15 protein-coding genes are annotated in these 16,878 nt (G+C 34.7%); 3 read left to right on the top strand and 12 right to left on the bottom strand.

All coding sequences use genetic code 11. From position 1 onward, the window contains the following. Positions 1–175: 175 nt before the first annotated feature. The 12 genes from gyrA to rpmH all read right to left on the bottom strand — a co-directional run bounded on the left by gyrA (position 176) and on the right by rpmH (position 12,815). Positions 176–2,668, bottom strand: coding sequence for a DNA gyrase subunit A (gene gyrA / locus G7059_RS01430; RefSeq protein WP_166080310.1), 2,493 nt, complete (start codon positions 2,666–2,668; stop codon positions 176–178). Positions 2,669–2,676: 8 nt separating this feature from the next. Further along, positions 2,677–4,596, bottom strand: a complete 1,920-nt coding sequence (gene gyrB / locus G7059_RS01425) for a DNA topoisomerase (ATP-hydrolyzing) subunit B (protein ID WP_166080309.1) — start codon at positions 4,594–4,596, stop codon at positions 2,677–2,679. Then, entirely contained in the window at positions 4,593–5,681 is a 1,089-nt protein-coding gene (gene recF, locus G7059_RS01420; RefSeq protein WP_166080308.1) for a DNA replication/repair protein RecF, read from the bottom strand. Before recF ends, gyrB begins: the two co-directional genes overlap by 4 nt. Beyond that, a complete protein-coding gene (locus G7059_RS01415; RefSeq protein ID WP_166080307.1) occupies positions 5,668–5,892 on the bottom strand; it encodes an RNA-binding S4 domain-containing protein in 225 nt (74 codons plus the stop codon). The genes recF and G7059_RS01415 overlap by 14 nt, the downstream gene beginning before the upstream one ends. A gap of 128 nt (positions 5,893–6,020) precedes the next feature. After that, complete coding sequence (locus G7059_RS01410) at positions 6,021–6,338, bottom strand: septum formation initiator family protein (RefSeq protein WP_205700219.1); 318 nt, start codon at positions 6,336–6,338, stop codon at positions 6,021–6,023. A 204-nt stretch (positions 6,339–6,542) separates the two neighbouring features. Then, on the bottom strand, positions 6,543–6,809 hold the full coding sequence (locus G7059_RS01405) for an RNA-binding S4 domain-containing protein (protein WP_166080306.1): 267 nt from the start codon (positions 6,807–6,809) through the stop codon (positions 6,543–6,545). Beyond that, positions 6,806–10,222 (bottom strand): transcription-repair coupling factor, encoded by a 3,417-nt coding sequence (gene mfd / locus G7059_RS01400; protein WP_166080305.1) that lies wholly within the window; start codon positions 10,220–10,222, stop codon positions 6,806–6,808. Before mfd ends, G7059_RS01405 begins: the two co-directional genes overlap by 4 nt. Further along, on the bottom strand, positions 10,219–10,773 hold the full coding sequence (gene pth, locus G7059_RS01395) for an aminoacyl-tRNA hydrolase (RefSeq protein WP_166080304.1): 555 nt from the start codon (positions 10,771–10,773) through the stop codon (positions 10,219–10,221). The genes mfd and pth overlap by 4 nt, the downstream gene beginning before the upstream one ends. 38 nt (positions 10,774–10,811) lie before the next feature. Next, positions 10,812–11,426, bottom strand: a complete 615-nt coding sequence (locus G7059_RS01390) for a R3H domain-containing nucleic acid-binding protein (RefSeq protein ID WP_166080303.1) — start codon at positions 11,424–11,426, stop codon at positions 10,812–10,814. Between the two features lie 23 nt (positions 11,427–11,449). Beyond that, on the bottom strand, positions 11,450–12,292 hold the full coding sequence (gene yidC, locus G7059_RS01385) for a membrane protein insertase YidC (RefSeq protein ID WP_166080301.1): 843 nt from the start codon (positions 12,290–12,292) through the stop codon (positions 11,450–11,452). A gap of 24 nt (positions 12,293–12,316) precedes the next feature. Further along, a complete protein-coding gene (gene rnpA, locus G7059_RS01380) occupies positions 12,317–12,643 on the bottom strand; it encodes a ribonuclease P protein component (protein WP_166080300.1) in 327 nt (108 codons plus the stop codon). Between the two features lie 37 nt (positions 12,644–12,680). After that, positions 12,681–12,815 carry a 50S ribosomal protein L34 gene (gene rpmH, locus G7059_RS01375; RefSeq protein ID WP_166080299.1) on the bottom strand — a complete coding sequence of 45 codons (135 nt, stop codon included), beginning with the start codon at positions 12,813–12,815 and terminating at the stop codon, positions 12,681–12,683. A gap of 674 nt (positions 12,816–13,489) precedes the next feature. Between rpmH and dnaA the strand changes: the two genes are divergently transcribed. The 3 genes from dnaA to G7059_RS01360 all read left to right on the top strand — a co-directional run bounded on the left by dnaA (position 13,490) and on the right by G7059_RS01360 (position 16,820). After that, positions 13,490–14,869: a chromosomal replication initiator protein DnaA gene (gene dnaA / locus G7059_RS01370; protein ID WP_166080298.1), complete on the top strand. Its 1,380-nt coding sequence runs from the start codon at positions 13,490–13,492 to the stop codon at positions 14,867–14,869. 240 nt (positions 14,870–15,109) lie between these two features. After that, complete coding sequence (dnaN, locus tag G7059_RS01365) at positions 15,110–16,228, top strand: DNA polymerase III subunit beta (RefSeq protein WP_166080296.1); 1,119 nt, start codon at positions 15,110–15,112, stop codon at positions 16,226–16,228. A gap of 67 nt (positions 16,229–16,295) precedes the next feature. Beyond that, positions 16,296–16,820: a GNAT family N-acetyltransferase gene (locus G7059_RS01360; RefSeq protein ID WP_166080295.1), complete on the top strand. Its 525-nt coding sequence runs from the start codon at positions 16,296–16,298 to the stop codon at positions 16,818–16,820. Positions 16,821–16,878 lie beyond the last annotated feature (58 nt).

The raw sequence follows: 16,878 nt of genomic DNA, 5'->3' as shown, positions 1-16,878 counted from the left end.
GATAACGGTTGTTGCCGGAAACATCTCAAGGGTAGAACTATAAAACAATTATAACGATTTGCACCAAACATCGTCTCTCTGCGATAATCTTATTTATATTAGTCCCTGTCATCGTGTTTCATAAATTATCTAATAAAATAGGCTCTTTGTCAACGTGAAGAGCAAAGGAAAAGGGCTATTCGCCCTTTTCTTCTGTTTCTTTTTCAGTAATTACTTCTGTTTCTTCTAATTCTTCTTCATTTTGAAGTATAGCAACAGATGCTACTGTATCATTTTCTGCTACTTTGATAACACGAACACCAATTGTGGATCGTCCGTAGATACCAATATCTTCAATAGGAGTACGAATTACTGTACCACCATTGGAGATTACGAGAAGATCTTCATCTCCATCGACTGCTCGTACAGATACTAATGGACCGTTCTTATCTGTCACATTAATAGTCTTAACACCTTTAGCTCCACGCTTGGTTAAACGATATTCATCAATCTCTGTTCGTTTTCCATATCCCTTTTCAGTAATTGCTAGGATATACTTACCTTCTCTGTCTGTTGCGACCCCAACTACTTCGCCACCATCGACATCAAATCCACGAACTCCAGAAGCAGTACGTCCCATTACACGAACATCCTCTTCCTTAAATCGAATTGCTTTACCGTTGCTACCACCAATGATAATTTCGTTAGTACCATCAGTTACTTTAGCTGCTACTAATTCATCACCATCTTTAAGTGAGATTGCGATTTTCCCGTTTTGACGGATTGAATCAAATTCTGAGACAGCAACACGTTTAACAACACCATATTTTGTCACAAAGAATACAAACTTAACGGATTCGTCATTATCTCTAACTACCTTGGTTAAAGTCTTAATTTCTTCTCCTTCATCCAAGTTTAGTAAGTTAACGACTGGTATACCTTTCGCAGTTCTACTTGCCGCAGGAACATTGAATCCTTTTAATCGATAAACTCGACCTTTATTTGTAAATAACATCAAGAAGTCATGAGTAGACATCGCAAGGAATTGGTCAACAACATCCTCATCGTAGGTACTCATACCTTTAACACCTTTTCCTCCTCTATTTTGAACATTGAAGGAATCTACTGTTGTACGCTTGATATAGCCGTTTACAGTCATTGAGATTACAATATCTTCTTGTGGAATAAGATCTTCATCAAGCATATCAAAGTCAGCTTCGATAATCTCTGATCGACGATCGTCACCATATTTTTCTTTAACTTCTAGTAAATCTGTCTTAATAATATCTAATAGACGACTGTGATTTGCAAGGATATCTTTTAAGTCATCAATTGTAACTAACAACTCTTTGTATTCGAGTTCTAGACGTTCTCTTTGTAATCCTGTGAGACGTCTGAATTGCATATCGAGAATTGCTTTCGATTGTATTGGAGTTAAACCGAAACGTTCTAGTAATCGATTACTTGCTTCAGTGTCATCTTTAGAGCTTCTGATAATATTCATGACTTCATCAATATTATCAATAGCAATAATCATACCCTCTAATAGGTGCGCACGTTCTTCTGCTTTTTTCAAATCAAAACGTGTACGACGTGTAATTACTTCAATTTGGTGATCTCGATAATGCTCGAGAATTTGTAAAATATTTAGTAACTCTGGTCTGCCATTTACAAGAGCCAGATTGTTTACACCAAAAGAAGACTGTAATGCAGTCATTCTATACAGTTGATTAAGAACAACTTCTGCTTGAACTTCACGTCGAAGTTCAATAACAATCTTAATACCATCACGGTTCGATTCATCACGAAGATCGGTAATACCATCAATTTCTTTATCACGTACAAGTTGAGCAATTTTCTCAACCATGTTCGCTTTATTCACTAAATATGGAATTTCAGTAATTGTAATAACTGGTTTCCCATTGCTTAATTCTGTAATGTCTGCCTTTGCCCTCATAACAACTGAACCTCGTCCAGTTTCGAAAGCTGACTTAATACCACTACGTCCTAATATATAAGCCCCTGTTGGAAAATCTGGTCCATAAATATGGTCTTCCATAAGCTCCTTAACAGTAATATCAGGATTTTCAATTAACGCGATTGTTGCATCTATAACTTCCGATAAGTTGTGTGGCGCCATATTTGTAGCCATACCAACCGCAATCCCTGTACCACCATTAATAAGCACATTAGGGATACGTGAAGGTAAAACAGCAGGTTCTTGCTCTTCACCATCATAGTTATCTTGGAAATCAACTGTATTCTTATTAATATCTCGAAGCATTTCCATCGAAATCTTCGACATTCTTGCTTCGGTGTATCGCATAGCAGCTGCTCCGTCACCATCGATTGAACCAAAGTTACCGTGTCCATCAATTAATGGGTAACGATACGAGAAGTCCTGAGACATACGCACCATTGAGTCATAAACAGCAGTGTCACCATGAGGGTGATACTTACCAATTACGTCCCCTACAATACGAGCAGACTTTTTATAAGGTTTATCACTAGTCATTCCTAAATCATTCATTGAATAGAGAATACGGCGGTGTACTGGCTTTAAACCATCGCGTACATCAGGTAGAGCACGTGCTACGATAACTGACATTGCATAAGAAACGAAGGATTGTTTCATTTCCTCGACAATACCACGCGTTTTTATTTTATCAAATTGTTTTGTTTCTTCCATGCGTCCTCCTAGATATCAAGATCTGCATATTGTGCATTAGCTTGAATAAACTCACGACGAGGTGCTACTTCATCGCCCATTAACGTTTCAAAGATTAAATCTGCCTCCATAGCATCTTCAATTTCAACTTGAATTAGTGTACGTGTAGCTGGATCCATTGTAGTTTCCCATAATTGCTCAGGATTCATCTCACCAAGACCTTTATATCGTTGAACATTGTGTCGTTCACCAAACTCGACCTTGAGTTCATCCAATTCTTCATCACTATAAGCATATGCGATTTTATTTCCTCTAGAAATTTTATAGAGTGGTGGTTGCGCAATATATACAAATCCACCTTCAATCACTGGTTTTAAGAATCGGTAGAAGAATGTTAAGAGTAATGTACGGATGTGAGCTCCATCGACGTCAGCATCGGTCATGATAACGATTTTATGATAACGAAGCTTATTAATGTCTAATTCTTCACCAATACCGGTTCCAAATGCTGTTAACATCATACGAATTTCAGCGTTATCAAAAATTCTATGAAGACGAGCTTTTTCAACGTTAAGAACTTTACCACGTAGAGGTAAAATAGCTTGGAATTTACTGTCACGACCTTGTTTTGCACTTCCGCCAGCGGAATCACCCTCGACGAGATAGATTTCACTTTCGGATGGATTACGGTTTGAGCAGTCTGCAAGTTTTCCTGGAAGCGAAGACACTTCAAGAGCTCCCTTACGACGTGTAAGTTCACGAGCTTTACGAGCAGCAACACGTGCTTTTGAAGCAACGATTGCTTTTTCAACCACAATCTTCGCGACATCTGGATGTTCCATTAGGAAACGATCTAGTTGTGAGCCGAAGATGTTTGATACGATTCGACGAACTTCACTATTACCTAGTTTAGTTTTTGTTTGTCCTTCATATTGAGGATCAGGGTGTTTAATTGAAATGATAGCTGTGAGACCTTCACGAACATCTTCTCCAATAAACCCATCATCATCTTTTTTAAGTAAATTATTATCTTTAGCATAGTTATTAATTACTCGAGTTAAAGCAAGTTTAAACCCATCTTCGTGAGTACCACCTTCTTGAGTATTAATGTTATTGGTAAAGGAATAGATGTTTGGTACAAAACCCTCGTTGTATTGCATTGCAACTTCAACAAGAATTTGTTCCTCTTCTCCCTCTACATAGATTATTTCTTTATGTAGTGTCTGTTTGTTCTTATTTACAAACGCAACATACTCACTAATCCCGTTTTCATAATGGAAAACACTCTCGCGTGTTTCTTCTGGCTCTCTCTCATCAATAAAGACAATTCTAATTGCTTTATTAAGAAACGCCATCTGACGTAAACGATCACGAAGTACTTCATGAGAATATTCCGTTGTTTCTGTAAAGATTGTTGGGTCTGCTTTAAATCTAACAGTTGTTCCTTGTTTTGTAGTTGGTCCAACCTCTTTAAGTGGTACTGCTGTCTCTCCACCGTTTTCAAAACGAAGGAAGTATTCAATACCATCTTTATAAATGCTTACTTCTAAGAATGATGACAAGGCGTTAACTACGGATGCACCAACACCGTGAAGCCCTCCAGAAACCTTATAGGCTCCTCCACCAAACTTACCACCAGCATGAAGTACTGTATAGATAGTTTCAGCAGTAGATACACCTGTCTTCTCATGAATCCCTACAGGAATACCACGACCGTTATCAGAAACAGTAACTACATTCTCTTTATCAACTATGACTCTAATTTCATCTGCAAAGCCCGCTAGAGCCTCGTCAATACCATTGTCTACAATTTCCCACACCAAATGATGCAGTCCACGAGCAGCTGTACTACCAATATACATTCCAGGACGTTTACGAACGGCTTCTAGCCCCTCTAAAACCTGAATATCTTCAGATGTATAGGAATGATTTACTTTTTCAACTGTCATACAGAACCTCCTAATTTTTGACGAACTTGACCACTCTCTACTTCAAATACATAATGATCACGATCCGTTATAATAAAACTTAAATCTGTTGTTGTTATAAATACTTGCATTGCATCTGGCAACATTTCTACAACACTCTTACGACGTCCGCTATCAAGTTCAGAGAACAAATCATCCAAACATAAAATCGGGTACGTCTTTGACTGTTTATGAATTAGCTCTACAAGAGCCAGTTTATAAGCAATCATGAGCATGCGACGTTGACCTTGAGAAGCAACGTGCAGAACAGGACTTCCATCCACTTTAAAAATAAAATCATCTCGATGAATCCCTACATTTGTCATCCGTGTTTCAATATCACGTTGCAGAGAATCTCTCATTCGTTGCAATAGTTTACTAGAAATATCTCCATCACAACTTACGGGTGATTTATATTCAAGCGATACAAGTGCCTCTGTCCCTGTAAGTTTTTGATATATTTCACTGATATATGGAATTATTTCCCGGGAAAACTTTTCCCGAATACATATAATTGGTTCCTCACTCTTTATCAGCTGATCCGTTAAGATCTCGAGATAGTCATAATCAACTGAATTACTTTTTAAATGAGCATTACGTTCTGTCAACAACTTGTTATAAGAACTTAGAAGACCAATATATTGATTGGACATCTTACCTAACTCTAAATCAATATCGTGACGTCGTCTTCGAGGAGTATCGCTAATAAAATTTAAATCATCGGGACTAAATAACACAACGTTACACTGTCCCATGAAATCACTCAGCTTCTTCACAGTATTTTGATTAATTTGCATGTACTTCCCTTTATCACTAATCACAACCTTAAGTTGTGTAGAATTATCGAGATCAGCATCTATACTTGCAAATTCTTTGGCTGTATGAATAAGCAGAGAATCATCAGCAACTCTAAATGATCTTCCAGACGACAAAAAAACAAGTGATTCGACAAGATTGGTCTTTCCTTGACCATTATCACCAACAATGACATTCAATCCACTATGGAACTTTAAAGATACATTGTTGAGATTACGAAACTGTCGCAACCGAAGATTATGAATCTTCATTGGTGTCTGATATGACATATTTGTGTCCATTTATTACTACTTCATCACCAACGTAAAGTTTACGTCCACGACGGTTATCATCTTCTCCATTCACCTGTATCGAGAATGTATGAATAAGATGTTTTGCTTCACCACCTGATTGAACAAAATCCTTTAGTTTTAAGAACTGTCCAAGTGTGATATATGAGCTATTTTTTTCCATAACATCCATCCTTTTTACACATGATTATTATACCATAAATACAGTATAATAGCACCTTTTTAGTATAAAGTTAAATCTCTGAAAACATAAAAAAAAGCGAGCTCTTAACTCGCTTCATAAAAGCATAAAATATAAAACTATTCTTCACCTTTAGGGAGTACAAATACTTGCTCTCCATCTTTGGATAATAGTTGTGTTCCACGAGCATAGTTTTGAACATATGCTGGATCTTCAAGTTTATCTTTTTCATTCTGTAAATCAACATTTTCGTCTTGTACTGAAGTATATTGTGTTTTAACTTCTTTCAACTCATTTCTTAGTTGAAATGTAGTATACACTTCTTTAACTGCACCTGTTATAAGGATTCCAGACATCACAAGGACAGCTCCTGCTGCTACCATTGAGAATAGTTTTACAATCGGCGATTGTTTTTTAGCTTTTCTGACTTTTGCCATATCTAATCTTCCTTTGCTATACCTTAACATTATACTGACAATCCCTATGATTTCAAGAGTTGGCAGTTTTCTTTCATGGTCCTAACACATGGTTCTATGTGAAAATACGATTAAAACATCGAAAACAGGTGAAAAACTACTGATTTAAGCTAAATTAGTGCTTTCTATGTGAATACCTTAACAATTTTAACGTGTGAAATTGAATCAATCTACTGCTTTTTCAATTCGTTTATCTTCAATCAATTCATACATTGGAGGATTACTACGTAATATTTTATCACTTAAAAAACTAACTTCTATCTTAATATGTCTGTGTTCAAATCGAATTTCTACGACGTCACCCACCTTAACTTCACTCGATGGTTTCGCTAATTTATCGTTGATTAACACTCGCGAATCATCTGCGAGATCTTTGGCAACGGTACGTCTTTTGATTATTCTCGATACTTTTAAGTATTTATCAAGTCTCATGATTGTTTCTCCTTAACATTATCTAGGATATAGATTAAATCTTCTGTCCATTCTTTATAGATGGGTACATGCAGTGTTATCTTTCTGTTGATATATTTTATCACAATATCGACAGAACGCTGAGATACGGTCTCAAACAGCGCCACACCATCTATTATATCACTGTATTCCTGAGTAAAAACAAGTTCAACACGGTTCACTCTTTCTTTAAATGAATCAATTCGCTCATCAGTTAAGAATATTTCTAATCGTTTTTTCTCGAGAAGCATCTGTACCGCTTGTGGTAAACTACCATATCTATCCGTCATGCTTTCATAGAATAACTGTAAGTCATGAACAGTACTGATGTTGTTTATAAATTGGTAAATCTCTAGTTTCTCAGTATCATCCTCAACAAAATTCTCTGGAAGATACCCACTAACATTGACACTAACAGAAGTTTCGGTTTGAGCTGAGTCTTCAACCTTCAAGCCTTTACGTTTATCGATTGCTTCTTTAAGAAGTTCAACATAAAGATCAATACCAACAGTATCAATGAAACCAGATTGGTTTCCTCCAAGCAATTCCCCGGCACCACGTATTGTGAGATCACGCATAGCAATCTTATACCCGCTACCAAGTTGTGTAAATTCCTTGATTGCCTGAAGACGTTTTTGCGCTACTTCTGTAAGATTTTTACTACTTGGAATCATGAAATATGCATAAGCAAGACGATCAGAACGACCAACTCGTCCTTTAATTTGATACAACTGAGACAGACCAAAACGTTGAGCATTATCAACAAGGATTGTATTAGCGTTAGGAATGTCAATTCCAGTCTCAATAATTGTAGTACAGACTAGGACGTTATACTCTTTTGCAATGAATCGAACCATCACATCTTCTATTTCAGTACGATCCATTTGACCATGTACTACGGCCACACTTGCATTCGCATTACCTCTTGCAATATGATTTGCGACATTATAAATTTGTTCAACATTATTGAATAAATAGAATACTTGTCCGCCTCTATTTATCTCTTTAGCAACAATATCGTGGATTGTTTTCTCATTCTTTTCGATTACATAGGTCATTACTGGGAGTCGATTGGAAGGAGCTGTATTCAATTGAGAGAGTGAACGAAGCCCAATAAGAGACATTTGAAGGGTTCTAGGTATTGGAGTTGCACTAAGAGATAAAACATCCACAGACACCTTTAACTCCTTGATACGCTCTTTGTGTTCTACACCAAAACGTTGTTCCTCATCAATTATTAGTAATCCTAAATCTTTAAACTTTACATCTCTTGATAAAACACGGTGAGTACCTATCAGTACATCTACCTTACCTTCTTTAACACGTTTAATTATGTCTTTTTGTTGAGCATCCGATACAAAACGGTTGAGAACTTCAACCACTATCGGATAGTTTTCAAATCTTTCTTTAAATGTACGCATATGTTGAGCACTTAGGATTGTTGTCGGACATAAAAAGACAACTTGTTTATGGTCCACAAAAGCTTTAAATGCAGCGCGTATCGCTACTTCAGTTTTACCAAAACCAACATCACCAATTAATAAACGGTCCATTGGTTCATCGCTTTCCATATCAGCTTTTATTTCTTTAACTGCCTGTACTTGGTCCGGTGTAAGATCATATGGGAATGATTTTTCAAACTCGATTTGGTATTCTGTATCTTTTTGATAGGCAAATCCTTTAGTATCCATTCGACTTGAATAAAGCTGAATTAACTTATCGGCAACCATCGCAATATCTGCTTCAACGCGTTCTTTACTCTTTTGCCAAGCGCTACTTCCTAATTTACTTAAACGCACTGCCATAGCCTCTGAAGACATGTATTTACGTACTAGGTTAAACTGCTCAAGAGGCACAAATAACTCATCATTATCACGATATTGAATACGCATGAAGTCTTTTTCAATGCCATCAATCTCTTTCGTCGCAATCCCCATATACTTACCAATACCGTATTGTCGATGAACAACGTAGTCTGATGTATCGAGATCTTGTAGTTGATTTAGATGTTCTGCTTTGGCGAACTTATCGTCATATCTAAACTTACGACGTTTAAAATGATACAACTCAAATGCTGTATACACTTGGACATCAACATCATCAAGAATGAATCCTTGCTCTATTTCAGAGTAATCTAAATAAATCCCGTGGTCTTTAGGGAAATCCGATAATATAGAATAATTCATATTATTATTTAAGAGTTCATTAATAAAAGACTCCATATTTTGGTCATCAAGAGCAATAATAACACGATTGGATATTGCTTCTTTCTTTAACCATTGAAGTGTATCGCTCAAGGATTCTGATACGATATTAGCTTGGTGCCAAGGAAGATAGATATCTTTAGATCCTTGGAACTCCTGAATAAAACGCGTAGTTTTCCCTTGAATACATTGCTTAAAATCATGATAGATTTCATGGAAAGGAATCATTGTATCTGACATAATCATTTCTTCTTGAAACTCAAGAACATCTTGGTCGTTTTGATCTAAGGTTCTATGAATTCCATTTTCTGTACTTATTAGAATAATTTCTTTACCAATAAAATCAAAAATAGTTGATGATTCATTCCAAAATGAAAGTAAAGGATATAGTGAAGCATCATACATTCCATTGAGAAGTTGGTCCTTCTTAATCTCCAAACTATCTCTTAAAGTGTCTGATGCATGTTTTAGAGCATGATCAAGGGGTATTATTATATCTTGAATGTTTTCACCACTTAGAATGACTTCAGTTGCGAAAACAATTGTTGCTTCATCAACCGTCTTCTCAGAACGTTGACTATCAATATCAAAATAACGAAGGCTTTCTACTTCTGTATCGAAAAACTCTATTCTTAATGGTTTATCCATTTGAATAGAATAAATATCAAGGATTCCTCCTCGCATTGCATACGTAAAAGGTTTTTCAACATACTTTTCACGACGATAGCCCATAAAATGAAGTTTCATCAACAAATCATTAATGTCAACATCATCTCCAATATGAACTGTGATAATACTATCTTTAAGAGTTTGTGGTGATGATATTTTGCGAACAGACGCGATTGCATGTGTTACACATACATCGAAATTTCCACTTAGTATTCTATATAAAGCATCAATACGATTTGATTGCATGACTTCTGATTGAACAATTGTCTCGACACGAAGTGATTCTTCTTGATTGTAGTAAACAACTCTTAAATCAGTTTGTAGACGTTGTAACGAATCTACAAGCTGCATTGCTTGAAACTCATTTTCTTTAACGACAAAAAGCGGTTCTTTTCTTTTTTGAACAGAACCACAGATTAATAATGTCTCTTGAAAAAGTGATAAGTGTGAAAATGTTGCACTGTCTTCAAGAAAAGCATTAACTATATTACTCTTTTCTAAATACTTGGATAACCAATTCATGAATTACCTTTCGTGTTATACACATTCATAATGGATAACATATCTTTTCCTAAACAGAAATCATAAGCAGCATCGACAGCTTTGTCGATTGCTACTTCTTCATCGATTTTACCCATAACATAATCAGCAGCATTCATATGAGGATGTGACCCTATCCCTACTTTAAGACGTGAAAACTCTTGTGTACCAAGATGTTGAATAATACTCTTAATTCCATTTTGTCCACCAGAACTTCCTTTAAGTCGAATCCTAAGTTGTCCAATTTCCATATCTTTATCATCAGTAATGACTAATAAATCATCCAAGTAGATATCATAATAATCAACAACAGCCGATACTGATTCACCTGATAAGTTCATATATGTTTGTGGTTTAATAAGAATAACTTTTTCGCTACCTACAAATGTTTCGCATACTTTAGCCTTAAATTTATCTGTAAAAGATGCACAGCCTAACTTCTTAGCAAGTTCATCAATAACGATAAACCCTGCATTGTGGCGTGTTTTTTCATACTTCTTGCCTGGGTTACCCAAGCCAACTATAACTTTCATACAAGCCTCCAAAGAAAGAAAAGAATAAGGAAGATTCCTTATTCTTTATTACTATCATAAACAATCTTAAGATGACGATTACGTCCTTCACCTTCACTTATTGTACGAATGTTTTTAACATCTGTAAGTTCTTTGTGAATAACACGGCGTTCATCATTTGGCATTGGATCCAAGGATACATCTACCTTTGATTTTTGAACTTGACGTGCAATACGTTTAGCCATTGCTTTAAGTTTTGCATAACGGTCATTCTTGTAATTATTGACATCAACAGTTACAAAGAAACGACGTTTGAAATGTGCACTTACTGCTTGGCGTGTCATTTGGCGAATTCCATCAAGTGATTTACCACCACGGCCAATAATGATTGCATTATTATCTGCATCAAGATTAACATTAATTGAATTGCCACTTTGTTCGATTGAGATTGATACAGGAATTTCAAATCCTTCAAAGAATTTCTCTAAATAATCATGAGTAAAGTCAACAACATCTTGGAGCGCATAAACTTCAGCAGTGACGCTTGATCCAAATCCAAGGAACCCTGCTTTTTCTTCTTTTATAAAGTATGTTAATTCTTCTACACTTACATTTTTCTCTTTAGCTACATTTACTAAAAGTTCTTCGATATTCTTTGCAGTATATTGCTTCATATGATGTCCTCCTTATCTCGAAATTATTGGTTTCCGTATTTCCAGTTAATGAATAGTGTTTGTCCTAATTGTGTAAATGCTGAAATCATCCAGTATAAACTCATACCGATATTCCAGTTTAATGCGAAGAATACAATCATCGCTAATGACATAAACATCATTGAGTTTGTATTGTTTGCTGGTGCTTTTTGACCAGGATATTTCTTCATCTTACGACGTGTCATATATTGTGGTAAGAACATTGATGATGCTTGCGCAACAATCATAAGTAAGAAGATTGCGATAACAACAACATTACCTGATGCAAATCCATCTTTAGGTGTTATTTCTAAGGATTGACCTAAAACAGTTCCACGAATAATAACATCAGCACGTGTAACAGCATAGTACATTGCAAATGTGATTGGTAATTGTAAGAAAGTACCACCTAATGCTGATAGAGGCTTAATATCATGTTTTTGATAAAGCTTTTGAATTTCTGTATTCATTGCCATTTTTGATTGTTGGTCTGTACGATTACGATATTTTTCTTGGATTCTTTGTTGTTCTGGACCCATCAATTGCATTTTTTGTTGTTGGATTGTTGAGTTGATTGAACTACGTAATGTTGCAAGACGAACAAGTAAAGCTAAGATAACGATGGCTAAGAAAGCACCTGTATATTGACCAAAGAAGTTAAGAATTTGTGCCATTGGCCAAACGAAGATAGCTTCGAACCAGTTTTCTTTACCCCATGTCCATGCATCACCCCAATGGATGATTTTGTCTACCATTATTTTTCCGGTATCTCTATCTATATAGTTTACACACCCTGTAAGCACTACCAGTGCAAACAGAATGATTATTAGTTTTTTATGTTTCTTCATTAAATTCTCCTAACATGCGTACCCTTACATTTTAACCGTTTTCATGAGTTTTTCCAAGTCTTTTTGGTTACTATCAAAGGTATTATTGAAATAGTTTTTTCTAACAAGGATAATCGCATCAAATTCAAGAGAATCGACATCAATACTACGTAACATATGTCTAACTTGTCGCTTAGTCAAATTACGCAATACAGCGTTCCCAAGTTTCTTAGGAACAGATATACCGATACGAGTTTTTTCATCCTTTTTATGAGCAAAATAAACACTAAAATTACTTGAATTCCTAAATTTCTTTTTTTGCATGATGCTCTGGAATTCTCGAGCATCTTTTATCCTGCGATCCTTTTTCATAAGTAATTACAAAAAAGCCACCCGCATGGGTGACTAATTATGCAGATAACACTTTTCTTCCTTTGGATCTACGACGTGCTAAGACACGACGTCCACCTACAGTTTTCATACGGGCTCTGAAGCCATGGACCTTTTGGTGTTTCCTTTTGCTCGGTTGATAAGTTCTCTTCATTGAAAACCACCTCCAGTTCTTCTTTTTACGATAAAGAGCAAATGCTTTAAAATTATATATAATCCTATGCCAAATGTCAATGTGTATTGATATCCAAAATTAATTTTTTCATAGATTATTTTTTCTTACAGTATACCGTTACAATATTTGCTCTTAATTTAGAAGAATAATACCTTTCTGAATAAATTATGTAATTTCAATATTAATTATCTGTAAAATATCAAAAAATCATATTAAAGTCCACAATAAAACAATTTGAAAATTAATGTGGTTAATTTTTGATAATAATGTTGATAACTTTTTTAACTTTCTAAATATTTCTATATTTCCACACGATAATCAACGTGTTATCAACATGAGTTATCAACAGTGTGGATAAGTGTTGATAACTCAAATATACTAACTATTTAAGCCGATATTATACGTTGATAAATCGTTGATAGATTTCGTTTTTTTTTTTTGATATACAAATTACCCACATATGTGTGGAGAGTTGATAATTCTTTCAACACTTATAAACATTTAAAAGTTGTGGAAAGATGTGGAAAACTATCTTTTGTCCACTGTTCATTGAGTTTTTAACTTATCTAAATGTGGATAACCTGTTTGTAAGTGATTTTCATAAGATTTCTTGATAACAATTTGGTATTATTAATAGTGCAAGGAGGACTATTATGACAACAATGCAATTCTATTTGGATGATGTTTGGACTAAAGTTAAAACATATATTCAAGAAAATAGTTCTCTCGAACCTGTAATATACAAAACATATATTGAAATGGATACACGTCTTGGATCAATAAGTGATACCTCCGCAACTGTTGTGGTTTCTTCATTTTTACAAAAAGTTATTATTCAAGATCAGATTGAGTTCCTAAATACAGCAATAAATGATGTCTTGGGTCGCGAGGGAATAAATACTAAGGTAATGGATGAGAATGAGTTTGCTAAAAAACCAAGTTTTTCACCAGATCCTGTTCAAGAAATCAATAATAATATTAAAAAATTCTCAAATGATCGGATTTCACCCAATCAAACCTTTAATAATTTCGTAGTTGGACCAAGTAATAAAGAGAGTCATTCTGCTGCTCTAGGCTGTGCTTATCGACCTGGTCAATTCTATACTCCATTATTCATTTATGGTAACTCCGGACTGGGTAAAACACACTTATTAAACGCTATTGGTAACTATATTAAAGATAATAATCAAGATGCACGAGTTTATTATACGTCGAGTTCAGATTTTGTTAGGGATGTCGCCAATTCAATTCAAAATCGAGAAATTGAAGAATTTAAGGAAAGAATGTATAACTTAGATGTTCTATTGATCGATGATATTCAATTCTTAGCTGGTAAAGAAAAATCACATGAGATTTTCTTCCATATATTCAATGAACTTATCTATAATCGTAAGCAAATCGTTATTACTAGCGATAGACTACCAACAGAGATAAAAGGCCTTGAGGACCGCTTAATTAGCCGTTTCTCTTCAGGTTTATCAGTTGGTGTTGATTCCCCTGAATTTGAAACATCGTTAGCTATCTTAAAAATGAAGATTGAAAACCGAAGTGTTGATTCTGATATCTTTGACGAAGAGGTCTTACACTATGTAGCATCCAATTTCTCTAAAGATGTACGAATGTTAGAAGGAGCTCTTAATCGATTGCTCTTCTATTCCATTCAATTCTCAGATAATGGACAACATATAGGTATAGAAACAGCAATGTCTGCCTTTAAAACAACAAAAGGTGAGAGCATTAGTACTACTGAACTAACAACTAAGACTATTAAACGTATTGTTGCAGACTATTATGGATTAACTCAAGCGCAGTTAATCTCGAAATCAAGAACCAAAGCTATTTCGAATGCACGACATATAGCAATATATCTATCTCGAAAACATTTAGATCTTCCTTACAATAAAATCGGTGAAGATTTTGGAAAACGAGATCATTCAACAATTATAAGTGCTTATGATAAAATTGATAAAAAATTGAAAACAGATGCATTATTAGCTAAAGCTATCTTTGAAATTGAAGCAGAATTCAAGTAACATTGTGTTCTGCTTTTTCTTTAAATTTATCCCCATCAATCCCCAATCTCTACACAGCCTAAAATCAATAAGAAACGCACTATCTAAACGATATTTGCGATGTTATCCACTTATCAACACCCCTTAATAGTAATAAGTATTATTTATAGTATATATATAGTAATAAAATGGCTTAAACAGATACTAAAGAATTGCTTATTATGTTATAATATTACTAAGTGAAAACTCATGGAGGAACGTATGAAATTTACTATTAAAAAACAAGCTCTATACAAATCCTTGGCATCTGTTGGTCGTGCAGCTTCTACTCATAGCCCATTACCAATATTATCTGGAATACTCTTTAATTTGAAAAACGATTCATTAGAACTTGTTGCTAGTGATTCAAACATATCAATTCGCGAAATTATAGAAAGAACTGATGATAATCAACTTACTGTCTATGAAGAAGGAAGAGTTGTTTTAGAAGCTCGTTATATTCTTGAAGCAGTGCGTAAACTTGATGCATCAATTATTAATATTGAAATTATTGATGGCGCTTTAACACGAGTGAGTGGTAATCAAGCTGAATATAATATTAACGGAAGTAAAGCTGATTTATATCCTGCGATTGATTTTGCTAAACCTGATACAACATTCACACTTAAAGGAACTGTATTCTCAGAAGTAATATCTCAAACAGCATTTGTTTGTTCTACAAGCGAAGATCGTCCTATTTTTACAGGTGTTAACTTTAAGACTGATGGTACAACACTTAACTGTATTGCAACTGATAGTTACCGACTTGCTAAAAAGACAATCGAAATTCCTGAAGGGTTAAACTTTAATATCTGTATTCCTGCTACAAACTTATATGAAGTTCAAAAAACAATTCAGACAGATTCTGAAGTTGAAATTGCAGTATCCGATCGTCTTGTTCAATTCTATGTTGATAATACATTAATTCAATCACGATTAATTGATGGTCTATTCCCAGATGTTAACCGATTGATTCCAAATGAGTATGGATTTGAAATGTTAATGAACAAATCAGAAATGATTAATGCTCTCGATCGTTCTTCATTCTTAAAAGCTGATGGATCATGGACAGTTAAATTAGAATCAAGCCCTGAATCAGTGATATTAAGTTCACGTTCACAAGAAATTGGTTCGTCTGAAGAAGTTCTACAACCTCTTGAATATATTGGAGGTATCCTCAAAATATCATTCAGTGGTCGTTATCTCATCGAAGCATTGAAATCATTTAAAACAGAGTCAATTAGAATTCTATTCGTTGGTGAGATGCAAGCATTTGTATTACGTTCACCTGGTGATGATTCAATTATTCAATTAATCTTACCACTTCGTACATTTGATTAATAAATCCAAAAGTCCTATTAAAATTAGGACTTTTTTACTATACTTAAATTAATAATGGAGGGATTGTATGTTAACTACTGAGCGACTTATTCTAAGAAAAGCAAGAAAAACAGATGTCACTGATTTATTAACACTAGTAAACAGTGATTACGTTCAGAAATATAATGTTATGTTGCCTTATACTCGAGATATACTTATTGAGGAACTTGATAGATTCTCGATAACACAAGGGTTTTGTATTGTTGAGAAAGCAAGTAGAAAAGCAATTGGTGTCATTCATATAGATCCTGATAGGATTCGCTACGGTGTTAATTCAGCACTCATATCTTATTGGTTAGGTGAAAAGTATGCTGGAAAAGGGTATATGAGTGAAGCTCTACATGCAGCATTGACTCATTGTTTTAATTTTTATCAATATGACATCATTACAGCTCGTGTATTTGCCGAAAATGAGAAATCGCATAAACTCATCAAGAAACTTGGCTTCAAGCAAGAAGGATACCTTAAAACAGCTGTGAAGGACTTTAAAGGTGTTATCCATGATGATGTAATGTATAGTTTATTTAAAGAGGACTTCGAAAACACATTATAAAGATGTGTTTTTTTTTTTTTAGGTTTTCCCAATTTGCACTCCTACTTATTTATAGATT

Origin of the sequence: Erysipelothrix sp. HDW6A, assembly GCF_011400295.1 — a bacterium.
Classification (GTDB): domain Bacteria; phylum Bacillota_I; class Bacilli_A; order Erysipelotrichales; family Erysipelotrichaceae; genus Erysipelothrix.
The sequence above is the reverse complement of the archived record's forward strand: the minus strand, read 5'-3'. Positions and strand labels throughout refer to the sequence as shown.